Origin of the sequence: Halostella sp. PRR32 (assembly GCF_034808085.1) — an archaeon.
In the GTDB taxonomy this organism is placed as follows: Archaea; Halobacteriota; Halobacteria; order Halobacteriales; family Natronoarchaeaceae; genus Halostella; species Halostella pelagica.
Window position 1 is genome coordinate 1 of record NZ_JAXHGL010000009.1, and the last position, 22679, is coordinate 22679.

General features: G+C 62.0%; 24 protein-coding genes. 14 read left to right on the forward strand and 10 right to left on the reverse strand.

Translation table 11 applies throughout. The features are described from left to right. Together SM753_RS19170 and SM753_RS19175 are read left to right on the forward strand one after the other, a co-directional pair. Window positions 1-570, forward strand: a 570-nt coding sequence (locus SM753_RS19170; protein ID WP_323192731.1) for an NADH-quinone oxidoreductase subunit B, incomplete at its 5' end; no start/stop codon positions are given. After that, window positions 567-2234 carry an NADH-quinone oxidoreductase subunit D gene (locus SM753_RS19175; protein ID WP_323192732.1) on the forward strand — a complete coding sequence of 556 codons (1668 nt, stop codon included), beginning with the start codon at window positions 567-569 and terminating at the stop codon, window positions 2232-2234. The genes SM753_RS19170 and SM753_RS19175, both read left to right, overlap by 4 nt. Before the next feature lie 73 nt (window positions 2235-2307). On the opposite strand, the gene SM753_RS19180 is transcribed toward SM753_RS19175, so the two are convergent. From SM753_RS19180 to SM753_RS19215, 8 genes are all read right to left on the reverse strand, one after another. After that, window positions 2308-2994 (reverse strand): hypothetical protein, encoded by a 687-nt coding sequence (locus SM753_RS19180; protein ID WP_323192733.1) that lies wholly within the window; start codon window positions 2992-2994, stop codon window positions 2308-2310. A 209-nt stretch (window positions 2995-3203) separates the two neighbouring features. After that, on the reverse strand, window positions 3204-3749 hold the full coding sequence (locus SM753_RS19185; protein WP_323192734.1) for a uracil-DNA glycosylase: 546 nt from the start codon (window positions 3747-3749) through the stop codon (window positions 3204-3206). Then, a complete protein-coding gene (locus SM753_RS19190; protein WP_138799180.1) occupies window positions 3746-3919 on the reverse strand; it encodes a YHS domain-containing protein in 174 nt (57 codons plus the stop codon). Before SM753_RS19190 ends, SM753_RS19185 begins: the two co-directional genes overlap by 4 nt. Window positions 3920-3970: 51 nt before the next feature. Next, entirely contained in the window at window positions 3971-4552 is a 582-nt protein-coding gene (locus SM753_RS19195) for a hypothetical protein (RefSeq protein ID WP_323192735.1), read from the reverse strand. Between the two features lie 55 nt (window positions 4553-4607). Beyond that, window positions 4608-4991: a hypothetical protein gene (locus tag SM753_RS19200; protein WP_323192736.1), complete on the reverse strand. Its 384-nt coding sequence runs from the start codon at window positions 4989-4991 to the stop codon at window positions 4608-4610. A 39-nt stretch (window positions 4992-5030) separates the two neighbouring features. After that, a complete protein-coding gene (locus tag SM753_RS19205) occupies window positions 5031-5228 on the reverse strand; it encodes a hypothetical protein (protein ID WP_323192737.1) in 198 nt (65 codons plus the stop codon). 151 nt (window positions 5229-5379) lie between these two features. Beyond that, window positions 5380-5601, reverse strand: a complete 222-nt coding sequence (locus SM753_RS19210; RefSeq protein WP_323192738.1) for a hypothetical protein — start codon at window positions 5599-5601, stop codon at window positions 5380-5382. 73 nt (window positions 5602-5674) lie between these two features. Next, the gene (locus SM753_RS19215; protein ID WP_323192739.1) at window positions 5675-6244 is read right to left on the reverse strand and encodes a hypothetical protein; all 570 of its coding nucleotides are present in this window, start codon (window positions 6242-6244) and stop codon (window positions 5675-5677) included. Window positions 6245-6395: 151 nt separating this feature from the next. On the opposite strand from SM753_RS19215, the gene SM753_RS19220 reads away from it, so the two are divergent. The 3 genes from SM753_RS19220 to rdfA are packed head-to-tail and all read left to right on the forward strand — an operon-like array spanning window position 6396 to window position 8935. Next, on the forward strand, window positions 6396-7691 hold the full coding sequence (locus SM753_RS19220) for a sodium:proton antiporter (protein WP_135536943.1): 1296 nt from the start codon (window positions 6396-6398) through the stop codon (window positions 7689-7691). 43 nt (window positions 7692-7734) lie between these two features. Next, window positions 7735-8277, forward strand: coding sequence for a hypothetical protein (locus SM753_RS19225; RefSeq protein ID WP_323192740.1), 543 nt, complete (start codon window positions 7735-7737; stop codon window positions 8275-8277). 49 nt (window positions 8278-8326) lie between these two features. Next, window positions 8327-8935 carry a rod-determining factor RdfA gene (rdfA, locus tag SM753_RS19230; RefSeq protein ID WP_135536945.1) on the forward strand — a complete coding sequence of 203 codons (609 nt, stop codon included), beginning with the start codon at window positions 8327-8329 and terminating at the stop codon, window positions 8933-8935. 288 nt (window positions 8936-9223) lie between these two features. Here the strand turns inward: rdfA and SM753_RS19235 are convergent, their stop codons facing one another. Together SM753_RS19235 and SM753_RS19240 are read right to left on the reverse strand one after the other, a co-directional pair. Then, a complete protein-coding gene (locus tag SM753_RS19235) occupies window positions 9224-9538 on the reverse strand; it encodes a HalOD1 output domain-containing protein (protein WP_323192741.1) in 315 nt (104 codons plus the stop codon). A 131-nt stretch (window positions 9539-9669) separates the two neighbouring features. After that, window positions 9670-10035 carry a hypothetical protein gene (locus tag SM753_RS19240; RefSeq protein WP_323192742.1) on the reverse strand — a complete coding sequence of 122 codons (366 nt, stop codon included), beginning with the start codon at window positions 10033-10035 and terminating at the stop codon, window positions 9670-9672. Window positions 10036-10260: 225 nt separating this feature from the next. Between SM753_RS19240 and SM753_RS19245 the strand changes: the two genes are divergently transcribed. The 9 genes from SM753_RS19245 to SM753_RS19285 all read left to right on the forward strand — a co-directional run bounded on the left by SM753_RS19245 (window position 10261) and on the right by SM753_RS19285 (window position 22616). Next, complete coding sequence (locus SM753_RS19245) at window positions 10261-10713, forward strand: hypothetical protein (RefSeq protein ID WP_138799174.1); 453 nt, start codon at window positions 10261-10263, stop codon at window positions 10711-10713. Between the two features lie 132 nt (window positions 10714-10845). Next, window positions 10846-11976, forward strand: coding sequence for an alpha-D-ribose 1-methylphosphonate 5-triphosphate diphosphatase (locus SM753_RS19250; protein WP_323192743.1), 1131 nt, complete (start codon window positions 10846-10848; stop codon window positions 11974-11976). A 739-nt stretch (window positions 11977-12715) separates the two neighbouring features. Beyond that, a complete protein-coding gene (locus SM753_RS19255) occupies window positions 12716-13315 on the forward strand; it encodes a hypothetical protein (RefSeq protein ID WP_323192744.1) in 600 nt (199 codons plus the stop codon). A 265-nt stretch (window positions 13316-13580) separates the two neighbouring features. Beyond that, the gene (gene glmS, locus SM753_RS19260; RefSeq protein WP_138799172.1) at window positions 13581-15398 is read left to right on the forward strand and encodes a glutamine--fructose-6-phosphate transaminase (isomerizing); all 1818 of its coding nucleotides are present in this window, start codon (window positions 13581-13583) and stop codon (window positions 15396-15398) included. A 22-nt stretch (window positions 15399-15420) separates the two neighbouring features. Further along, window positions 15421-15666: a hypothetical protein gene (locus SM753_RS19265; RefSeq protein ID WP_135536951.1), complete on the forward strand. Its 246-nt coding sequence runs from the start codon at window positions 15421-15423 to the stop codon at window positions 15664-15666. An 88-nt stretch (window positions 15667-15754) separates the two neighbouring features. After that, window positions 15755-17371, forward strand: coding sequence for a right-handed parallel beta-helix repeat-containing protein (locus SM753_RS19270; protein ID WP_323192745.1), 1617 nt, complete (start codon window positions 15755-15757; stop codon window positions 17369-17371). A gap of 460 nt (window positions 17372-17831) precedes the next feature. Then, entirely contained in the window at window positions 17832-20468 is a 2637-nt protein-coding gene (locus SM753_RS19275) for a hypothetical protein (protein ID WP_323192746.1), read from the forward strand. 10 nt (window positions 20469-20478) lie between these two features. Continuing rightward, window positions 20479-20712, forward strand: coding sequence for a hypothetical protein (locus tag SM753_RS19280; protein WP_138799169.1), 234 nt, complete (start codon window positions 20479-20481; stop codon window positions 20710-20712). A 380-nt stretch (window positions 20713-21092) separates the two neighbouring features. Then, on the forward strand, window positions 21093-22616 hold the full coding sequence (locus SM753_RS19285) for a flippase (protein ID WP_323192747.1): 1524 nt from the start codon (window positions 21093-21095) through the stop codon (window positions 22614-22616). Window positions 22617-22679: the final 63 nt, after the last annotated feature.

Here is a 22679-nt window from a genome sequence, read left to right on the forward strand (position 1 = left end):
ACGAAGTTCGACAAGTTCATGAACTGGGTGCGGGGGTCGTCGATGTTCATGCTCCAGTTCGGCATCGCCTGCTGTAGCCTGGAGATGATGCACAGTTACACGACGAAACACGACCTGGACCGCTTCGGTGCGGGCGTCCCCCGGGCCTCGCCGCGGCAGGCCGACGTGATCATCGTTCCGGGAACTATCGTTTCGAAGTTCGCGCCGCGAATGAAACGCGTCTACGACCAGATGCCGGAGCCGAAGTTCGTCGTCGGCATGGGCAACTGCACGGCGTCGGGCGGCCCGTTCCAGAAAGGGTACAACGTCGTGAAGGGCGCGGAGGAGGTCATTCCGGTCGACATTCAGGTACCGGGCTGTCCGCCGCGGCCGGAGGCGCTCATCTACGGCGTCGCGAAGTTACAGGAGCGCGTCGCCAACGGCGAGAGCGCGCCAGTCGTCGTCAAGCCGTACGAACTCGAACGGTTCGGCGACCTGAAACGGGACGACGTGGTCGAGGAACTGTCCGACCGGATCGACGAGGAGACGCTCGTCATGCAGTACAACTGGGTGGAGGGTAACACGCCATGAGCACGCCTAAAGAGTCCGAACAGGAACTCCGGCCAGCGGAGTCAGCCGTCGACTACGACGCCGTCGAGGATCTGCTCGGCGACCGCGCGGTGGGCCGGGAGACCCACAGCAACGCCGAGGCGTTCGAGATACGACCGGACGAGGTCCAGGAAGTGCTGACACTGCTCAAGCGAGAAGCGGGGTTCGACCACCTCTCCTGTCTCACCGCACAGGAGTACGAGGACCGCTACGAGTCCATCTACCATCTCCGGAAGTACGACGACCCGACGCAGGAAGTCGGCGTTATCGTGCCGACGCCGCGGGACGAACCGGTACACGAGTCGGCGGAACCGGTGTACCGGACGGCCGACTGGCACGAGCGGGAAGCCTACGACCTCGTCGGGACCGAGTTCGAGGGCCATCCCGACCTCCGCCGGATACTCCTGCCCGAGACCTGGGTCGGTCACCCGCTCTCGAAGGACTATGACAAGGAACAACCGCAGGTCGTCACCCTCGAAGAGCACAAGAACCCGCTGGCTGAGGATCATCGGAACAGGGAGTCCGACACGATGATGCTGAACATCGGACCGCATCATCCCGCGACCCACGGCGTCCTTCACCTGAAAACCGTACTCGACGGCGAGCAGGTGGTCGACGTCGACCCCGACGTCGGCTACCTTCACCGCTGCGAGGAGCAGATGGCCCAGAACGGCCACTACCGCCACGAGATCATGCCATACCCCGACCGCTGGGACTACTCCTCGCACTATCCGAACGAACACGCGTACGCGCGTGCCGTAGAGGACCTCGCGGACATCGAGGTGCCGGAGTACGCGAAGGTGCTCCGGACGATGACCTCGGAGTTCGGACGTATCCTCGGGCACATGCTCGCCGTCGGCACGTTCTGTCTCGACATTTACGGCGACTTCACGGCCATTTTCATGTACTCGATGATGGAACGCGACCGTGTGTTCGACATCTGCGAGGACCTCGCCGGCGCGCGGATGATGCCGAACTACTTCCGCGTCGGCGGCGTCGCCTGGGACCTGCCGGAACCCCGCGAGGACTGGATCGAGAAGGTGCGGAACTACCTCGACGGCCTGCCGGGACGGTTAGAGGAACTCCACGACCTCATCTCCGGCAACGAGATCCTGCAAGAGCGGACGGTAAACGTGGGGATAATCGATCCCGAAGTCGCCAAGCAGTACGGCTGTACCGGCCCGGTCGCCCGGGCGTCCGGGATCGACTACGACATCAGGCGGGACGACCCCTACGGCTACTACCCCGAACTCGACTGGAACGTCGTCACGCGAGACGCGGGCGACAACTACGCCCGGACCCTCGCCCGCCTCGAAGAGGTCGAGGAGTCCGCGCGTATCATCGAGCAGTGCGCCGACCTGCTGGAGGACTGGCCGGAGGACGAACGCACCATCCAGAGCAACGTCCCGCGGACGCTCAAGCCTCCGGACGGGAAAGAGACGTACAAGACTGTCGAGGCCTCGAAAGGCGAACTCGGCATCTACATGCGAAGCGATGGGACGGCCAAACCGGCCCGGTTCAAGATCCGAAGCCCCGACTACCACAACCTACACGCGCTTCCGGAGATGGCCGAAGGCGAGTACGTAGCCGACTTGGTCGCCGCGCTTGGGAGTCTTGACATCGTCCTTGGCAGTGTCGACCGGTAGCATGGGTCGCGGCTGAAGGCCGAAAAAAGAGGCGGATACGGTCGAATGACGGACGGTTACGGCGGTTCGGCTTTCACCACTGCTGGGGCTGTTGCATCTGCCCGCCCTGCTGTCCCATCTGCTGCGGGGGCTGCCGACTCATCTGTTGTTGTGGCTGCTGACCCATCTGTCCCTGTTGCCCTATCGGCTGGCCCATTTCGCCGCCCTGCATGCCCTGCGCCGACGGTGGCTGCACCTGCATCTGTTCGAACTGCTCGTGTGCCTGGTGCAGTTGTTGCTCGACCTGTTGGATGAGCTGCGGTTGCCCGAACGATTCGAGCAGCTGATACGTGCTGTCCAGTGCGCGGTTGACCACGGCGACAGTTTCCTGGCAGTGGGGGTTCTGGTGGCGTTTGATCTCCTGAAGGCCGTCCTCGGCGACGGAGGCGAACAGCATCGCTGCCTCCAGTCCGTAGATAGAGTCACGAGCGATCATCCGGGCGTTCAGGTCGGCCAGTTCCCCGATGTCCTGGCAGACCCGAATACACGTGGCCATCTGCGGGCCTTTCTCGATCATCTTGTCGACGCACCACTGGGTGACGTCAGTCACCGTCTCGAAATCCTCGAGCGCCGTCCGGAGTTCGCCCGTCAGGTCAGCCTCGAAGTTCTGACCCGTCTGCTGGACGAGTTGGGCCTGTACCCCTTGTTGTCCCTGCTGGCCCATCGTCCCTGTCATCTGTCCGGTCTGTGCGCCTGTCTGCGGCAGCGGTTGTTGCGACATTGATATCACCCTCGAAGGCGGGCGGCGCTACGCCTGAGACGGAAATAAACCGCCGCGGTCGTTTCTGTCGATTCACGACCGATAACGACGTGCTTCGACGGAGACGGGTCGAAATCAGGTGCTACAGCGGACGAAGGGCGGCCGCTACGGAGAACGCGAGAGCCCGCGAAACGTGTATAAGGACGCGATTCCACGCGAGTAACGTATCGTTACCCCTCGCTCTCTATCAGCGCCTGGCGGAGATCCTCGGTGATGGTGGGCAGTTTGTCCCGGTCGTACAGCGCAGCGGCGGGATGGAACGTGGGTCGGACGACTCTCCCGTCGAGTTCGACTGTCTCGCCCCGGAGGTCGGTGATCGTTTCGTCGGTGTCGACGATTTCCTGCGCGGCGAACGAGCCGAGCGGAACGATCACGTCCGGGTCAACCCGGTCGATTTCGGCGTCGAGAACCGGCCACCAGGCGTCGATCTCGTCCCGGTACGGGTCGCGGTTCTCCGGGGGACGGATCTTCACCAGGTTCGTGATGTACAGGTCCTCGCGGTCGACGTTCAGGTCGTCCAGAATGCGGTCGAGTTGCTTGCCTGCCTGCCCGACGAACGGTTCGCCCTGTGCGACTTCGTCCGCTCCGGGAGCCTCCCCGACGAGCATCACGTCAGCGTCGAACGACCCGTGTCCGCCGACGAAACGGTCGCGGTCGTCGTGTTCGTCGGGGACGTCGTCGAGAGCGTCCGCGAACTTCTCTTCGAACCCGTTCATGCGTACTCTCCGGGCGACGCCTCGAAGCGATCCTTGCAGTCCTCGCTACAGAAGCGGTACGTTTCGCCCCCGTGTTCGACCTGTGCGGGAGCGAACGTCTCGTCCTCGTAGTCGGTCTCGGACGGGTTGTTCACCTCGACGTCTCGCCCGCAAACGGGACAGGTTTCCATGCGTGTTCACCGCTCTGTCGTTCGACGGCTACGGAGTAGAGTCTTTGCCCGCTACGCGGACGTCGGCGCGTCGTCGGCGTCGACGACGGTGACGGTGTAGCGGTCCGTGTGCTCGGGGACCATCGCCGTCACCTCGACCGTCCGCTGGTCGTCCTCGCCAAACTCGGTCGGGGCCCCGGTCACCTCCTTCAGTTCCTCGTCGCCGCTGTAGAACGTCACGACCGGGATCACATCGCGAGGGTCGGCCTCGTTCAGGACGGTCGCCTCGACGGTTCCCTCCTCGTTCCTGACGCCCGCTGGCACCGCACCGGGACCGGACTCGCCGGACTGGAACGTTGTATCGAGAACTAACAGGTGTTCGCTCGACTCGCCGAGCGAGTGACGGTATATCTGAATACGGTTGCGAGCGGCGGCGACGTGGCGCTCGGCGTCGCCGCCGAGTTGCTCCTCGAGGCGAAGCAGTTCGTTGTCGATCTCGTCGATGAGACTGTCCTGCGTGCCGGACTCCCGTTCGGGCAACTCCTCAAGACGCTCGATCACGGACGCGATGTCGTCGTTCACGTCCGCGTCGGCCGTCTGTCGCGCGCGTCGCAGGTCGTCGCGAACGTCGAGCAGGGGCGGGATCGAAGCCATGTGTGGAGGTTCGACGCCGCACCGGATGGGTCTAGGGGCGGCCGCCCGGACAAGGTCACGAGGACCGGGCGTCGCTACTGCCGTCGCCGTGAGCGGCTTCCCGCGTTCGCTCGACGTCGACGGCGAACTCGTCGGGCAACTGCTCGAACCGTTCGAGCGCGATCACATCGGGGTCGTCTCTGAACGAGGCGTACGTCTCGTCGACCGGTTCGAGGTCACGTTCGGCTTCCATCTCGTCGAAAAAGGATTCCTCGACGTCCGCGAGGTAGACGTACTTGCCGCTGTCGCCTGCCTCGAACGACGCATCGAACAGGCGATTCGAATACGCTGCCGCCCGGACGTGGTCCGGCGCGTCGCTCCGGTCGGCGTCGGGGTCGTTTTCGAGCGTGAACTCCGGCAGGGCGTTCCAGTCGACGGGCGAGGTTCCGGACGTTCCCATGGATGAAGAGAACGACGCGGAGCTACGAAACCGTACGGGTTACTCGGCGGACTCGTCTCCGCCCTCCTTGGGTTCCTCCTCTTCGGAATCCTCCTCCGTCTCGACATCGTCCTCGCGGCGTTCCGTCTGCTCGACCGCGTCGATGTCCTGGTCGCCCCCGCCGTACTGGTTCACGTCCTGTTCCTCGTCAGCGTCGTCCCCGGTTTCGCCGTTGCCGTTCTCTGTATCGTCGCCCATGATCGGACCTGCAACGCCGATCTACATAAACGCGGACGCGAGGAGTTGTCGTAGACCCCGCCTCAGTCGCCCGGATCTGTCGATGCCGGGCTCACTCCCCGTCGTCGGACTCGTCTCGCGCTCGTTCGTCGCGGTACTCCGCGATGCGTTTTTACGCCGTCTCGACGTGGTCGCTCGTCCGCCGGATCGCCGTCCGCGATTCGGAGAGGTCGAACATGGATACGGGGACGGAAGCGAACGCAAAGGAACGCGGGTAGACCGGCGGAACCGTCGCCGCGTCAAGCGGTAATTCGGGCTTAGTCGGCGTGGTCGGGGTCGACAGCGCCCAGCGAGCGGGGATAGCAACTCCGTATCCGCTGTGTGTCGGGTTCAAACGCGCGAAACGCCGGATTTAGACGGATATCATCGGTGGTAGACCGCGAAACAGTTCGAACAGTGGAATCGGTTTAATCCGAATCAGGGAGTAGCGTTGTTCGACCATGACGCATCATCAACACGAAGGGTCCGAAGGTATCGGCGAGTACCGACAGAGCGGTCAGGGACGAAGCGGACAGCAGGGGGATCAGCAGCGACGGACGCAACAGCGAGACCAGTACGGGAACCGAAACCAGGGACAGAACCCGCAGAGCCAACGGGGAAGCCAGCGAGGCGGCGGCACCGAAGGCAGGAACCAGCAGCACCGCCGACAACAGCGGCGCGGACAGCAACACCGGAGCCAGCAACGCGGCGGACAGCAGAGCCAACAGGGACGCCGGCAGACACGGAGCGACCAGCAGACGGGCTTCGAGCGCGGCGGACGAGGTACCAGTCGACGGGACAAGCGATACGGTCAGGGACGACAGTCGGAACGGACGAGAGGGACAGATCGTAACGAGCAGACGGGTCGCGGGCGGGGCACAGAGCAGTATCAGCAGTCCAGACAACAGGGTAGTCAACAGCGCTCCGAGCAGCACGGCCAGCAGCCGACGGAGCGCCACGGCGAAGGAACGACGGAACGAGGCCTCGCCCAGCACCACGTCGGATCGACGGGCGAGCGCGGGCAAAACCGCGGACGGCAGACCGGCGGTCGGCACTGATACCGGGGCGGTCGTCTACCGCGCCGTCTGTTGCGGAGCGCCAGCATGCGACGCCGGTATTCAAGTTTTTCTCTGTCGTATCACCGTCTACATGGTCGAGTTTCACGTCGATCTGTATCACGTCGGGCTGGTGATCGTCAGCATCGCCATCCTCGGAGCGGTAGTCCTGCCGAAGATGGTTTCGGACAAACCGCTCTCGTTTCCCTTACTCTACATAGGATTCGGCGCGCTCGTGTTCTCGATCCCTATCGGGCTGCCTCCCATCGACCCCGTCGGCAACGCGGAACTAACGGAACGGCTGACCGAACTGGTCGTCATCATTGCACTGATGGGTGCAGGGCTGAAACTCGACCGACCGTTCGACTGGCGGGCCTGGGCGTCGACCTGGCGTCTGCTCGGGATAACGATGGTCATCACGATCGCGATGACGATGGTCATCGGCTGGTGGGTCCTCGGAATGCTCCCGGCGTTAGCCATACTGTTCGGTGCCGTCATCGCGCCGACGGACCCGGTGATGGCGGCGGACGTGCAGGTCGGCGAGCCGCAAGCGGACCAGGACGAGGAGATAGACCCCGAGCGACAGGAAGGGCGGGTCAGATTCGCACTCACCTCGGAGGCGGGGCTCAACGACGGTCTCGCGTTCCCGTTTACGTACGCTGCTATCCTGGCTGCGACGGCACCGGGTCTGTTCGCTGTCAGTTGGGTCGGCGAGTGGTTGGCCTTTTACGTCGTCTACAAGATCGTCGTGGGCGTGATCGCCGGGTACGTCATCGGCAAAGTCGTGGCGTGGTTCGTCTTCGGAGCGCCGAGTACGACGAGGCTCGCGCGCGTGATGGAAGGTGCGGAAGCGCTCGCCGCAACGCTTCTGTCCTACGGGTTGACCGAGATCATACAGGGGTACGGGTTCATCGCCGTGTTTGTCACGGCGCTCGTACTGCGTCATTACGAATGGACACACGATTACCACGAGACGCTCCACGATTTCGCCGTGGTCGTCGAACGCCTGCTGATGTCCGCCGTCCTCATCCTGTTCGGGGGTGCACTGGTGAGCGGGCTTCTCGCTCCGCTTTCGAGAACGGGCGCGATAGTAGCGGTGCTACTCGTTCTGGCGGTCCGACCGTTGGCGGGGCTGATCGGGATGCTCGGGTCGGCAGCGTCGTGGAGCGAACGGTCCGTGATCTCGTTTTTCGGCATCCGCGGGATCGGTTCGTTCTACTATCTCGCGTACGGTCTGAACAACGCCCGTTTCGGTGCCCACGAGGAGATCTGGGCCATTGTCGCGGCGACTGTGCTGTTCTCGGCGGTACTCCACGGAGTGCTGGCGAACCCGGTGATGGCGAAACTCGACGAGATGCGTGACACGCGTCGGCCCGCGCCGACGGACTGATATGGACTGTTGTTTATTGCCGTCGCGATCGTTCAATCCAGTGATGGTGGAACTACACGACCACATCATAGAGGAGTTCGGCCACCGCGGAGATTCGTTGCTAGCCGACGAGTTCCTCTCTCTCATCGAGCGGTACCACTCGACTGACGGTCCGGGCGTCCCGTGGGACGTCGTCGAGGCGTACGCGAACGCGCTCGACCGGGAAGGACTCAGTCAACTGAACAGCGATGTCATGCTCGACCGGATCGAGGAGAAGCGCCGAAACAGCGAGACGTGGATCGGCGAGGAGACCGTGTACGATCTCGGCGATGGGAGAGTGAGCAACTACCCGGCCGAGTGGCACGACCGCCTGGGCGGGGCTGACGATATCGTCGACTTCGTCGAAGTGCTCACAGAGACAGACGTATCGATCGGCCAGGGCGGTGCGGGAAGAGGTGTCCCGGAGAACCTACTCCTCGACATCGTCGCTACCGTCGGCGGACTCGACCGCGAAGAGGCGAAAGCGCAACTCGAAGAGAAGCGTCGTGACGGTCCGATAGCGGAGGACGCCGACCAGCACCCCGACGCCCGAGTTCGCCTGGAGTAGTATCGTCCGGAAGTAAGGTTTAAACGAACTAGATTCGTTAGTACGAGTAATGAGTACAACAGACGCAGTTACGGTCGACTGCAACTGCAAGGTCGGCCGGGTGATAGACCAATACGACGTCTCGGAGTTACACGAGGAACTCGCGGAACGGTGGGGGGAGGACAGTCTTCGAGACCTCGAACAGTACGTGAATCAACAGCTCCTACGGGCGGCGATGCACCGGGCCGACATGGAGGTACTTGACGGCGAGGTCGAGAACTTCTACAACCTCCTCGTTGGCGACGAGACGAGCGAGGGCGTCCGTGTCGAGGCCAGAAAACGCCTCGAACGCGCCTCGGTCGACGTCGAGGCGGTCCAGGACGATTTCGTCTCTCATCAGTCCATCCACACCCACCTGACGGAGTGTCTCGACACCGCTTACGAGCAAAACCGCGACGACGAGGAGAGGATAGAGTCGGCGACTAACACCGTGTTTGCCCTGCAGAACCGGACGGCAGCGGTAACGGACGGAACGCTCTCCCAACTTCGCGACGCAGAGGTTCTCGCGCTTGACGAGTTCGACGTGTTCGTAGACGTAAACGTCACCTGTGAAGCGTGTGGTCGACACCACGAGGTCGGTGCCCTCATCGAACGAGGCGGCTGCGAGTGTCAGCAGTGACTTACGAACATAGTAATGTAAATATATAGTTTCGAGTATTATAGCCGTACGGAGTGGTCTGTATCCGTGGTCTCCGAGGACAAGCCGTGAGAGCGGTGGTGATCGAACTTACAGAAACCTCGGTTCAGTTCACCGCAGAGACGCGTTTCTGGAGGTAACGGAACGAGCTACGCCGTCCGAGACTAGTTAAAATACTTAACTATGAGGTGAAAATTACTCCGAATATGTTCGGTGGAAGGAATAGAGAACTGCAGAACAGTTGTCTCAGTCCGGGTCGTTTCGAACGGGTTACGGACGAACGACGATCTCGCCGTCCGCGTAAATGGTGACGTGGTAGCCGTCGATAGGAAGTTCGAGACGGCCGGACACCGGGGTACTGTCTCCCCCCTGTGTGTCGAACAGCGAGTCGAGAGCATCAGGGTTCACGTGTGTACTGAGCGGGTCGATCGACATGGGATCCGCGTCCATGATATCGGCGAGTACCGTGACCAGCGTCACGCTTACCGAATCGTCGCTCGACCACTCGTGTTGTGCGTAGTAGGCGTTTGCTTCGGGATCGTAGGTTACGTCATCGTTCGCCTCAGAGAACTGTGATCCGGTCATAACGGCGGTCAAACACCCTCCCTCTGTTCCCAGTTTCGAAACGTAGGTGATCTCGGTTCCATCGCTAACTACGATGGAAGTTCTGCATGAAGAAAAACATTAGGAAATTGAAGCGGGAAGTAGCGGCAACACTATCTCTCTATTTTGTCGGCCCGATCGAGAAACGTCTCGACAAACGGATCGCCCTCGTGTTCGACCAGTTGCTCCTGACGGTCGTATTCGATAACGCCGGCGTCTGCGAGTTTCGGGAGATGCACCTGGCTGAGGGAGATCGCGGTCTCCTGTTGGTCGTCGTCGGGCGCTGATTCGGCCGCTTCACGCTCCGCGACGCGGTCGACGAGTTCCGAAAGGGAGAGCTGTCCGTCCGAGGCGCGGAGACAGTAAAGGACCGTCCGACGCCGTTCTCTAGCGAGGAGTTCGAAGGTCGTGTCGAGTACGTTCGAAACGTCACTCTCCTCCGAACACATCACGGTGGGTGAACCCGAATCGTTTGCCATCGGGGAATGACAGGGACTGCGGTGGGGATAAGTATAGTCACGTTACCGTACAGTACGAACTGTTTACACGATCTTCGCCCGTGTTTTTCGCGAAGGAGAGAGAACCGACAGTTAGCGTCGCCGTCGTGGAGTTTCGTCCGAGTAACAACTTCCTATCGAACGCAGTAGCGTCGTATCGAACGTTTACTTAAGACGGGGAACAGGGTAGAGTAACCGACAAACCGGATGGAGAACCAGATTACGCGGGTCGGATGCGGGACTGTCGAACCGGCCAGTCGACGGACCTTCGGCGCGGCGTACTGGGCGGCGCTCGCGGGGTGTCTCGTTAGTTCCGCACTCACGTACGCGTACGTCGGTGGAGCGGCGAGAGAACTGAATCCGGTTCTCCGGGCCGTCATCGGAACGGCCGGTCTCGAGGTGATGATACTCGTCAAGATAGTCGCCGCTGTCGGGGGGTACTGGGGGTATTACCTGCTCGGGCGAGTGACGGGGAAGGTACGCGTTGCGACGACGCTCGGTTGGGTGGCAGCGGTCGTATACGTCGCGGATGCACTGCACGACCTTCGGGTTGCGATGGCTGCCGGCCCGGCGGGACTGGGGGAAGTCGGACCCGGTATCGCCCTCGTTCTCGTCGCGACCTGGGCGGGCGTGGCGCTACGGCCGCCCGAGATAATATAGTGAGGACATAACTATGCAGGAACCGACTGTTCTCTACGCCAACCGACTCAGTCGCATGACCAGCATCGAACAACTAACGCACACAGGGGCTATTCTCGACCGTGGGCGCATCACGGAGGATCGAACCGTCTAATGACGCGCACTATCGTCGAAAACGCGCGGATAGTGACACCCACAGCCGTCGAACGCGGCTGTCTCGTCGTCGAGGGGAACCGTATCGCCGCTATCTCTCCGGACGACCCGCAGGTCGAGGCATCGAAGCGGGTCGACGCCGATGGGAAATATCTCCTTCCGGGGCTGGTCGACCTCCACGGCGACGACATCGAACGGCACGTGTTCCCCCGGTCCGAGGCACGCGTGCCGACGTCCGCGGCCCTCGAAACGTGTGACAGAGCGAACCTTTCAGCCGGCATCACGACGAAGTTTCACGCTGTTGCGTTCGAGGAGACACCCACTGAGAACCGGTCGCTTCACCTCGCGCGCGAACTGCATCAGGAGATAGCAGCAGCCGAGTCTCTTCTGGGACGACACCACTTCCACGCGCGGTGTGAGGTAAGCGACCCTGACTGCGTCGACGCAGTCACGGACGCGATCGCAGACGACGGCGTGTCGCTCGTCTCGCTGATGAACCACGTGCCCGGAGACGGGCAGTTCGACGACGTCGACGAGTTCGAGCGACGGTACGCGGACGGAAGCGGCGACTGGAACGTGCAGTCGTTTGCGGACCACCGTGACTGCGACGAGTCGGTACTGCGCGAGCGGACGGGCCGGCTCACGAAGCGTGCCGCCGACGCCGGAATACCGGTTGCCTCTCACGACGACGACTGTCCGGCCACGGTAGACCGAATGTCTCGGCACAGTGTGGCGATAAGCGAGTTCCCGGTGACGATGGCCGCCGCAGAACGAGCGACCGAACTGGGCCTGGTGACGGCGATGGGAGCACCGAATCTGGTGAGAGGCGGGAGCCTGTGGGGTAACCTCGACGCGAGAGCCGCCGCCGAGAACGGTGTTCTCGACGTGCTCTGCAGCGACTACCATCCCAAGTCGCTCCTCGAAGCGGTGTTCGTCGATACTGACGAACCGCTCCCCGAACGGGTAGCGCGCGCAACGAGTGCGCCCGCCGATGCCGTCGGATTAAACGACAGAGGCCGCATCGTTCCCGGGGCCCGTGCCGACCTACTACTCGTCGATACCGATCCGAGGCCCACTATTTCGCACGCGTTCGTCGACGGGCAAGAGGTGTACCGGGTCGACAGCTCATAAGGGAGAAATCCGCACTTAACCGAACGTTCCGACATGAAACACGACAGAACAGTAACGTCGTTTTATTCGTTTTAGGGCTGTAGGTATCTACGCTGGTGACGGACCTCAGAACGACGGGGTTGGGGGGTATCCGTGGACGCGATGCGCGACAACCGTCACACCGTCGGCCGGGGGACCGACGCTGTGAATCGATAGCCGGCCGCGCGAGGGGGCGCGACCGGCAGTCAGCCGTCACCAGCGCGGATCATTCGGCGTTTCTTAGAACGACATAGTGGAGACGGCTATTGTAGTCACGGAAAGTCAACGCACGGGGTCGCACGACGGCTCTGCGACCGGCATGTGAACCGTTTCAGCTGAGACTGTAGTAGCATGCCTCGTTGTAGCCTGGAATTGAGAGATTTCAACAGGTGAGCGCCCGTATTCATCTCTGCTGTCCCCGGAAATACCCAGAATGGAATGCTACACGAGCGCAAGTGTAACCTACCGTTATCACAGGTAGTACCTGACCGATCACCCACTCATCTTACATGTATAATTATATATTAGTTAACTTTATACAACGTGGTATCATCGTATGGAGTGCTACAAACGCGAGCGAACGTACGAATCGCCCGAAAGGGTGGTGGGGAACAGACGAGCAAAAAACGGAATATTGCACACGCATGTCACGCATTGGGGAACGCAGCAGCCGGGGCGAACTGCTTACAAATGACTCGGAGAGAAGCGAGGTGGATGGAGAATGGGTTCGAGTAAGGTGAGCGTCTCTCAAGACACTGTCACGCCAGAGGAAGAGGAGACAGTAGAGGAGACTGAGGTAACGCAAGAACCGCCCGAGGAGGAATCGGAGTCGGACCTGTCGTTAGATGTCATGTTCGAGGTGCTGAAAAACGAACGGCGACGGTTCGTGCTGAAGCATTTCGACGAACACGAGGGTCCCGTCGCCTTGGGAGACCTGGCCGAACACGTCGCCGCGAAAGAAAACGACAAACCGAGACGTGAACTGACGTCCGGCGAGCGAAAACGGGTGTACGTCGGGCTGTACCAGTGTCATCTGCCGAAGATGGACGACGCGGACATCGTCGATTTCAACCGCAACCGCGGACGGATCGAACTGGGAAAGAACGCGGGCCTGCTAAACGAGTATCTCGACACCGACGAGGAGACGAGTCATCCCTGGCCCTACTACTATCTCAGCATCGCCGCCACCGGGGGACTCCTGTTCGGCGTCGGAGAACTCGGCCTGTATCCGTTCGCCTGGATGTCTAGCTTAGTCGTTGCTCTCGTCATCGTCGCGTTCGCCGTCTGCGCGCTAGCCCACGACCAGTACTCCGAAGCGTAGTAAATCCCGACTCGTGCCGAGGCCGTTGCCCGCGCACCCGCTCTTTTCCGCTGAAGCGACTACCTACGATCGCTAAGCCCCGTCTGAATCCGGTACAATACGTCAATAACAAAGGTCGCAGCACGGCAATCTCGTGTTACCACGTGTCATTCCGGCTTTCGAAGCCGTCTGGATCACACGGAGAGACGATATGACTGAAACAATGCATCAACGGGAGTCGCGTTTCGCTCGGGAAACGACGACTACCTCCGAACGACAGTGAACAATGTGTGGAATCACGGCCCACGTCGGGGCAGACGAGACAGTCGACGAACTGCTTGTCGGACTAGAGAACCTGGAGTACCGCGGCTACGACTCGGCCGGCGTCGCGGTGAAAAACGGCTGCGGGATCGAGGTGTGCAAACGCCAGGGCGAGATATCACAGCTAAAACAGCAGATACGGGCCGAGATATCCGGCGGAGGCGGCGTCGGAATCGGCCACACTCGCTGGAGTACGCACGGACCGCCCACGGATTCGAACGCTCATCCCCACACGGACTGCACCGGAGAAGTTGCGGTCGTCCACAACGGGGTCATCGAGAACCACGCCGAACTGCGTAGCGAACTCGAACACCGCGGACACGGCTTCGAGAGCGACACGGACACCGAAGTCGTCCCCCATCTGATCGAGGAGTACCGCGACGAGGGGCTCTCCCCCGAGTCGGCGTTCAGACAGGCCATCGACAAGGTTGAGGGAAGCTACGCGGTTGCGGTCGTAGTCGAAGGAACCGAATCCGTGTACGCTACGCGAAGCGGATCACCGCTCGTGATGGGACTGGACGAGAACGAACGGTTCCTCGCGAGCGACGCCCCCGCGTTCCTCGAGTTCACCGACCGCGTCATCTATCTGGAGGACGGAGACGTCGCCGTCATCGAGGACGGGGACCACCGGATCACCGACAGTGAGGGCGCGCCGGTAGAACGGCCCCCGGAGACCGTCGACTGGGTGGCTGAAGACGCCGAAAAGGGCGGCTACGACCATTACATGTTGAAGGAGATCCACGAGCAGCCGACGGCCCTGGCGCAGACGCTTCAGGGGCGGGTGACAAACGGCGACGAGGTGACGTTCGACGACTTCGCGCCCGGCGCGTTCGCCGGCGTCACCGACGTGCAGTTCGTCGCCTGCGGGACCTCCTACCACGCCGCGCTGTACGCGACCCAGTTCCTCGCGAGCAGGGGAGTTCGGGCACAGGCGTTCAGAGCGGGGGAGTACGCGACGAGTCCGGCACCGGTCAAGAGCGACACGCTCGTCGTCGGGGTCACTCAGAGCGGCGAAACGGCGGACACGCTTAGCTCACTCCGGTCCGCTCACTCGCGGGGCGCTCGGACGCTCGCCGTCACGAACGTCGTCGGCAGCACGGCCGCCCGCGAGGCCGACGACTCGTTGTTCATCCGCGCTGGCCCCGAAATCGGCGTCGCGGCCACGAAAACGTTCTCCTCGCAGATAGCGTCGCTCGCGTTGCTCGGGGAGCGTATCATCCGAGACAGGACGGGTCTGGCGAGCGACGGCGTCAGCGAACTTCTCGAATCGCTCGAATCGCTGGACCGCGACGTCCGGCGCGTCATAGACGAGAGTCGGGCCGAGGAAATAGCGACGGCCTATCTCGACGAGCAGTCGTACTTCTTCATCGGCCGGGATATCGCTCACCCCGTCGCGCTCGAAGGGGCGCTGAAGTTCAAAGAGATCACGTACGAGCACGCCGAGGGGTTCGCAGCGGGCGAACTCAAACACGGCCCGCTCGCGCTCGTCACCCCCGAAACGCCCGTCTTCGCCGTCTTCACCGGCAGCCACGACGAACAGACGCTGAGCAACGTCCAACAGGTGCAGGCTCGCGGCGCACCCGTGATCGCTATCGCCAGCGAGGAACACGACGCGGCGATAGAGACCGCAGACGAGGCGTTGACCTACCCGGACGCGACGGCGGAAGTTGCAGCGATACTGGCGAACGTCCAGCTCCAGCTCGTCGCGTATCACGTCGCAGATCACCTCGGCAGAGCGATAGACAAACCGCGGAACCTCGCAAAGAGCGTGACAGTCAAATGAACGAACCGGGAGAGGGACGACGATGAGCGGAATCGACCCGAACGATATTCAGATCGACTGGTACACCAACGGGTCCGAAGACCAGGTGGCGGTCGGTATCGAAGCGGACGACGTGAAGATCGCGGTCACGTTTCCCGTGTCGGCGTCGCGGTCCGAGCTGGAGACGGTGTTAGCCGAACGTGACCGGGAACTCGACCATTACTTCGAGGCGCTCGCACGGGTACGAGATAGCGCCGGTCAGTCCAAGTTCAACAGTCACCGGCGATAGCGGGGAGTAAGGTGACCTTACCAATGCGTGGCCAGGATAGTAGACGTATAACAAACAAACGGCTGTTCGTTCACCTAGGAGAACACACGTGAATCGACGGCGATACCTCCAGGCTCTGGGCGGGGTCGGGCTCGTAGCCGCAGCCGGTTGCAATAGTCCGGACCGGAGCGAGACGGAAGACGATGGCAATACACGAACGACCGACAGTGTTAGCCCCCAGAGAGCCGAGAACGCGGAACGTGAGGACCTCGAAACCGCACCGATGGACGAGGACCGACGCGCAGTCGACAGAGCGGCGTTCGACACCGTCGTCGACATGGTGGACGACGCCGACTGCGACCCGACGGGCGAAGACGCGTGCGACGAACAGCTCCGTTCGGCCGCGTCCGACGGCCACCTGCTGGAGTTTCCGGAAGGGACCTACCGGTTGGACGAGTTCAGTCGATTTCAGGATCTGGACCGGATCGGAATAGTCGGTGACGGCGACGTTACGTTCGCTATTCCGGCCGAGACGAACCGGCTGCTGTTCGACTTCGATCAGGTCGGCGAGGTACTGATAGAAGGTATCGACATCGACATCACGGCCGACCAGTGTACCGTCGGGCTTCGGATGATGTGCGACGCGTTTCACGTACAGGACGTCGAGTACGTCGGCCGCGGGAACCACGACGACACCAGCGTCATCGACGGGTTCGGCGTCGGGATAATGGACGAGAACGGGGAGGGGATCATCCGGAACGTCACCGCGAAAAAAGGGTCCATCATCGGGAACTACAAGGGCGGAAACGGCCGCGTCGGCGTCTGGACCACGAACAGCCACGCTGGGACGCTGTGGATCGAGGACTGCCACTTCGAGGAGTTCGGCAACAACGCGCTCTACTGTAGTCGTTGCAAGGGTGACGTCCGCGTGGTCGAGAGCTACTTCCGCAACAACAACGTGTGCGCGATCCGGATAAGCGGCAAAGGAAGTTACGCGACGAGGTCGACTATCGAGGTCGACATGGACGAGTACACGGGGCCGAGAGGCGGGTTCGAGACCGGGTTCAACACGAGGGCGGTTATCGTCGAACAGGGCAACGTCGGTCCGAAACCCCCCGGGGCGGAGATCCGCGACTGCGAGATCCACATCAAGAAGACGCCCCGCTGTCAGGCGGCCGTGAACCTTGGTCCCCAGGGCCGGACGCTGACAGTGAGAGACACCGAGATCCGAATGGACGTCGACGGGTCGCCCGCGGTTCTGCGCAGCCGACCGGGAAGCATTCCCTGGAAGCAGAACCAGCGCGTCCCGCCCACGCCACACTGGATAGCGCTCGAAAACACCGCCATCACCGGCAGCGCCCGCGGGGGAGCAGCAGTGTATCTCGTCGAGAGCTCCAACTCGGTCATACAGAACTGCAGCATCGAGCAGACGGGAGCGAACAGATACGGCATCCGCCTCGTAAACTCGACCAATCTCCTGATAGACGGCGGTGCCGTCACCACGTCGCAGTTTCCGATCCTCGTGGACTCGAACCGCTTGCTGCTGTTGAACTCCGTCGAGGTGACGAACGAACCGGAGTTGAAAGCGACGGAAGTCGACCCCTCGCAGAGCGAAACGTTCGACCTGCGCCTGCGTCAGCCGATGCTGCGCGAGCAGCATCTCCAGATGGTCAGACTTCCCGAGACGCAGGAGGGACGAACCCTCATCGGAATGTTTCGAGAGTAGGTCTGGTTGCGCTGTTCGTTCCGTTCCTGCGTCGAACTGTTGTACTTCTGTCCGCTAGTAACAACTGAAACGGGTTTCTCACTGATCGACCAGCCGTCGTGCGAGTAGGCGTGTTGGCTTTCGGTGGCGACTGGATCTGATCCACTCCCGGCAGAGTTCCGTTCACTCGTTGCTGCAAACCGCTTCGTAAGCGCTGGTTTGTTCCCCGTAAGGTGCTATTTACTCCTCATACGCGTCGGTTTGGATGGTATTACCGACACGAGCAGAGCGTTAGATAGGTCTTACAACAGAGATCAGCGTCCGGACCGCGGAGGTAATATTCCGTTACCGTTGTAATCGGATCTTACCGACGGTTGGTAACTATCTGGTATGTATACGCGACGTAAGTAGGGATCAGTTACCACCTAATGGGGGGTATGGGGTGAAAATCATTATTTAAGTAAGGTTCGCCTGCCCTGATATGGCAAAGGACCATGACGACGTTCGCGAGGAGAAAGCTGACGTTGCGGAGGAGAATGACTCCCTTATCGACCGGAGATCGTATCTGAAGCTGACGGGCGCGGCTGCCGTAACGGCTGGCGCGGCCACTGCCGCCGCCGGCACCGGTGCGGCCGCCGAGACGCTCCACGGGATCGAATTCGACCGCGTCGTCGACGCCGTCGACGACCTCGGTCTCGACCCCAACGGAAACGGGAACGTCGAGGGAACGCTCGCAAACAAGGTCCAGTCCGGAACGCTCGTTCGCTTCCCCGAGGGGACCTACCAGTTCGGCGGTGCGTACGACATGCCGGACCGAGTCGGCTTCGTCGGCGAAGGCGACGTGAAGTTCCGTCCGCCGAACGGGTTTAACAACCCCTTACTCGACACCGGACTCCGAGGCAGCAGCGACAACCTGCTCGTCGAGGGCATCGACATCGACCTGCGCGCGGACAACACGACGTGTAGTATTCGCTTCGTCGTGGACAACCGGTTCCACATCGAAGACATGGAGATACTCGGACGCGGGATGCACAGCGGATCTCGAACGGCGTACGCGTTCCTCGCCGGCGTCCGAAACGCGGACGGCGTCGGAGTCATCCGGAACATCACTGCGAAAAAGGGTTCCCGGATCGGGAAATACAAGGGCGGCAACGGCCGCGTCGGGATCTGGGGTGCTGTCGGTCAGGGTACACTTAAATGTCAGAACCTCGACTTCAGAGAGTTCGGTAACAACGGCATCTACGCGAGCAGGACGAAGATGAAGGTCCAGGTCGAGGACAGTTACTTCGAGAACAACAACGTCTGCGGCGTTCGGATCAGCGGTGACGGTAGCTACGTCGAGAACTGCGAGATAGTCACCGACGTGGACAACTACACCGGCCCGCGTCCCATCTCGACGGGCAGTTTCAACCCGCGCGGTATCATCGTCGAGCAGGCAAAGATGTCGCAGACGAGCGACTGGCGGATCCCCGCCGGCGCGGAAGTCCGGAACTGCGACGTGTGGGCGAAGTCGTCGCCGCTCCTCCAGTCCGTCATCGAACACGGCCCGCAGGGCCGGAGCCTCCTTATCAAGAACACGCGCGTGCGGTGTGACGTGGACGGCACCCCCGCGATCCGCCGGGACCGTCCCGGCAACATCCCGTGGCGGAAAGACCAGGATACGCCCCCCGAACCGCACTGGACGCGGATGGAGAACGTGCAGGTCACCGGAAACGCGAACGGCGGTGCCGCAGTGCAGCTAATGGGCGGCGACGGGTCCGAAGTTCGAAACTCCTGCATTCAGCAGAAGGGTTCGAACCGGACTGGCGTGCAGATCCTCGACGCGAACAACTGCGAGATCGCCGATACGAACATCAACGTCAGCGGTCAAGCGGTCGACCTCCAGAGTTCGAGCGCCGACACTAGCAACATCACCAACGGGGACTCCTGTCCGGCCCCGAACATCGAGAACACGACCAGCGGCGAATACGAGGACACACCCTCCGGAGACGATAGTGAACCCTTTCCAGGAAACGTCCTGACGATCTACGGTGACTCGGGCGAGGCCAACTACGAGTTCGCCGTCAGTAGCGACGACCTCCAGAAGCTCACTGCGAACGGAGCGACGACCGACGATGACGACCTCATCGACGGGAGCACCGCGAGCGGATCCGTCTGGGGCGGCAAGGACAGCTACGGGTTCGAAGGCGACGTGTCGTCGTTCACCATCGACAACGACGCGACGATCACGCTCAACGGAGAGAACGTCAGCGCGGACAGCCTCGGCACGGAGGACGACTCCTCCTCTGACGACGGCGACTCGACGAACGCCGACCAGCACACGCTGACGATCGTCGGCGACGCCGGCGAGGCTAACTACGAGTTCTCCGTCGAGAGCAACCTCGAACAAACGACGGCGAACAACGCGACGGTCGACGACAGCGACGCGGTAGACGGCACTACCGCGAGCGGATACGTCTGGGGCGGCATCGACAGCTACCAGTTCGAAGGCGGAGTCACGTCGTTCACCATCGACAACGACGCGACGCTCGTCCTCGACGGCAAGGAAGTCACCCCCGACGACCTCGGTTCGAGCGGATCGGACGACGGCGCGTCGAACCCGGAGCGCTCTCTCATCATCTACGGCGACTCCGGCAAGGCCAACTACGAGTTCTCCGTCAGCGGTGAACTCGCGCCGTCCGACGACCAGTGGGGGATCAACTCCTCCGGCGGCGACCAGATCGACGGTAGCTCCGCGAGCGGGTACGTCTGGGGCGGCATCGACAGCTTCGCGTTCTCGGGCGACATCACGTCGTTCGACATCGACAGCGACGCGACGGTCATCGTGGACGGCGAGGAAGTCGATCCCGCCGAACTCGGAGCGACCGGATCGTCGCTCCCGAACACGATCACCGTCGACGCCGGCGACGCCGAGGCCACCTACCAGTTCTCCATGACCGGTACGATCGAAAAATCGACGGCCAACGGCGCGACGATCGACGACGGGGACACCGTCGAGAGCGGAACCGCGTCCGGTATCGTCGAACCCGGCAAGAAAGACAGCTACGCCTTCGACGGGTCAGTGAAGACCTTCTACATCGACGGGAACGCCTCGGTCGACTTCGAGGGGGAACAGTAACGGGACCACAATGAGCTACACCGAAAAAACGCACCCCACGCGGTCGGAGTGGGCACAGAAGGCGGAAGACCCGGACCTCGAGGACGACCTCGGGTACGAACTCGACAACTGGGAGATGGTCGAAGCGCGGAACGCCGAAGGGGAACAGCTCATGTTCCTCCCGAACGACGAGGAGATGATCAAGGACGAAGCGTTCATCGTCGCGGAGCCGGATGCGGTCTGCGACCTCGTCGAAAGCGTGTAGAAACGGTCTACACGGTCTAACTCAGCTACGCGGTCAACCCCCTCGCTGACGCGACCCACCCTCCACCCTCTACCACCGGTTCTCTCCTCCCCCGCTGACGCAACCCCGCCTCCATCCTCTGTCACCGGCTCTCGACCCCCTACTGATGCGTCCCGCTACGCGCTCCAGAGCAGGCCGTCTGTCGTCCATTGGCGGTGCAGTCGCCTCCGACTCGGGTGCCCGTTATCCCGTCGCGTCGACGGCTGCGGTAGGTACAGTATAACGAAACCCGGCGAGGCGCTGTAGTCGATAAATGGAGCCCTCCGACGGTCAGTGTCGTTCGTCCGGGCGTGCGTATAGTCTCGTCGTGGGAAACAGTTCGGCTACACCGACTGATGACGATGTCCGTCGAGGAGAGTGACCTTTCGTCACTGTTGTCGAGCGCGACGCTGGTGTTTTTCGGGAGCGTTCTGGGGTCGGTGTCGAAGCTCGTCGAACGCATCGCCATCGCCAGAGTGCTGACGACAGACGCGTACGGCGAGGTCAGCCTCGGGATCGCGGTTATGAGCATCAGCGTGACGGTCGGACTGGTCGGACTCGACCAGGGGATCGCACGATACGTGTCCCGCTTCGAGGACGACCGCGACGTTCGCGGCGTGTGGATCACCGGCCTCGTCATCGCGATCACGCTCGCTCTCTTGCTCACGGCCGCGCTCGTCGTCTTCCTCGACGAGACGCACCAGCTCCTGTTCGACCAGGCGAGGTCGCGCGGACTCCTGCTCGTCTTCGTGGCCGCGATCCCGTTCGTCGTCGGACTGAAGGTGACGGTCGGAGCGATCCGGGGACTCGAGAACACGATCTATCGGACCTACTCGTACGATATTATCTATCGCGGCATGCGGATCCTCCTCGTCGTCGGGTTGCTGTACGCCGGGTACGGCATCGTCGCCGCGGGCTACGCGTATCTCGCCGCGGCCATCGGCGCGCTCATCGCCGCCCACTACCTGTTGGACCGGCTGTTCCCGCTGTTCGGTCCGTTCAGAACGCACACGCGAGAGATGCTGACCTTCTCGGCACCGCTGGTTCTCTCTACGCTCCTGACGCTGTTGCTGACGAAGGCGGACACGGTCATGCTGGGGTTTTTCCGATCGTCCCATCAGGTAGCGCTGTACAGCGCGGCGTACCCGCTCGCGAACGGCCTTCCGGTTATCCTCGCGTCGTTCGGGTTCCTCTACCTGCCGCTTGCGTCCAGGCTCGACGTCGACGACAAGACCCAGGAGATAAACGAGATCTACAAGGTTACGACCAAGTGGATATTCATCGTCACGTTTCCGCTGTTCGTGACGTTCGTGGCGTTTCCCAGCGATATGCTGACGCTCGTGTTCGGCGAGGAGTACGCGCAGGCGTCGCTGGCGCTTATAATCCTGTCGTCCGGGTTTTTCGTCCAGGCGGCGTACGGCCGCAGTCTGGATACGCTCTCCGCCCTCGGATACACGAACTACATCCTGCTCGCGAACGTCTTCGCGTTCACGCTCAACATCGTCCTCAACCTCCTGTTGATCCCGATGTACGGGTTCCTGGGTGCCGCGATCGCCTCGGCCGCGTCGTACACCCTGCTCAACGTCGTTCAGTACGTGGTGTTGCGGGGGCTGTTCGGGATATCGCCGTTCTCGAAGTGGGTACAGCGGACGTTTCTCGTCCTCCCGCTGACCATCCTCCCCGCGGCGATAGCCGCGTCGACGGTCGTTTCGCTCACGTACGTCACGCTTCCGCTGGTGCCTGCCGTGATCGGCATCGTCTCGGTCGGTCTCGTCTCGGTCACGGGCTGTCTCCAGCCGGAGGACAAACTGCCGCTCGAACTCATCGAGGACGCACTCGGGATCACGTTGCCCTTCATCTGGCGGTTCGTCCCATCCGAGCGGTGAACTTCGGTAGAGGCGGGATGAGGGTTCGCCCCGAAGACGGACACTTTGTACGAGAACCCGCTC

Coding starts and splice junctions, on each gene's coding strand:
- SM753_RS19175 (WP_323192732.1), top strand. CDS start 567: ATGAGCACGCCTAAAGAGTCCGAACAGGAACTCCGGCCAGCGGAGTCA.
- SM753_RS19180 (WP_323192733.1), bottom strand. CDS start 2,994: ATGTCGCAACAACCGCTGCCGCAGACAGGCGCACAGACCGGACAGATG.
- SM753_RS19185 (WP_323192734.1), bottom strand. CDS start 3,749: ATGAACGGGTTCGAAGAGAAGTTCGCGGACGCTCTCGACGACGTCCCC.
- SM753_RS19190 (WP_138799180.1), bottom strand. CDS start 3,919: ATGGAAACCTGTCCCGTTTGCGGGCGAGACGTCGAGGTGAACAACCCG.
- SM753_RS19195 (WP_323192735.1), bottom strand. CDS start 4,552: ATGGCTTCGATCCCGCCCCTGCTCGACGTTCGCGACGACCTGCGACGC.
- SM753_RS19200 (WP_323192736.1), bottom strand. CDS start 4,991: ATGGGAACGTCCGGAACCTCGCCCGTCGACTGGAACGCCCTGCCGGAG.
- SM753_RS19205 (WP_323192737.1), bottom strand. CDS start 5,228: ATGGGCGACGATACAGAGAACGGCAACGGCGAAACCGGGGACGACGCT.
- SM753_RS19220 (WP_135536943.1), top strand. CDS start 6,396: ATGGTCGAGTTTCACGTCGATCTGTATCACGTCGGGCTGGTGATCGTC.
- SM753_RS19225 (WP_323192740.1), top strand. CDS start 7,735: ATGGTGGAACTACACGACCACATCATAGAGGAGTTCGGCCACCGCGGA.
- rdfA (WP_135536945.1), top strand. CDS start 8,327: ATGAGTACAACAGACGCAGTTACGGTCGACTGCAACTGCAAGGTCGGC.
- SM753_RS19235 (WP_323192741.1), bottom strand. CDS start 9,538: ATGACCGGATCACAGTTCTCTGAGGCGAACGATGACGTAACCTACGAT.
- SM753_RS19240 (WP_323192742.1), bottom strand. CDS start 10,035: ATGGCAAACGATTCGGGTTCACCCACCGTGATGTGTTCGGAGGAGAGT.
- SM753_RS19245 (WP_138799174.1), top strand. CDS start 10,261: ATGGAGAACCAGATTACGCGGGTCGGATGCGGGACTGTCGAACCGGCC.
- SM753_RS19250 (WP_323192743.1), top strand. CDS start 10,846: ATGACGCGCACTATCGTCGAAAACGCGCGGATAGTGACACCCACAGCC.
- SM753_RS19255 (WP_323192744.1), top strand. CDS start 12,716: ATGGGTTCGAGTAAGGTGAGCGTCTCTCAAGACACTGTCACGCCAGAG.
- glmS (WP_138799172.1), top strand. CDS start 13,581: ATGTGTGGAATCACGGCCCACGTCGGGGCAGACGAGACAGTCGACGAA.
- SM753_RS19265 (WP_135536951.1), top strand. CDS start 15,421: ATGAGCGGAATCGACCCGAACGATATTCAGATCGACTGGTACACCAAC.
- SM753_RS19275 (WP_323192746.1), top strand. CDS start 17,832: ATGGCAAAGGACCATGACGACGTTCGCGAGGAGAAAGCTGACGTTGCG.
- SM753_RS19280 (WP_138799169.1), top strand. CDS start 20,479: ATGAGCTACACCGAAAAAACGCACCCCACGCGGTCGGAGTGGGCACAG.
- SM753_RS19285 (WP_323192747.1), top strand. CDS start 21,093: ATGTCCGTCGAGGAGAGTGACCTTTCGTCACTGTTGTCGAGCGCGACG.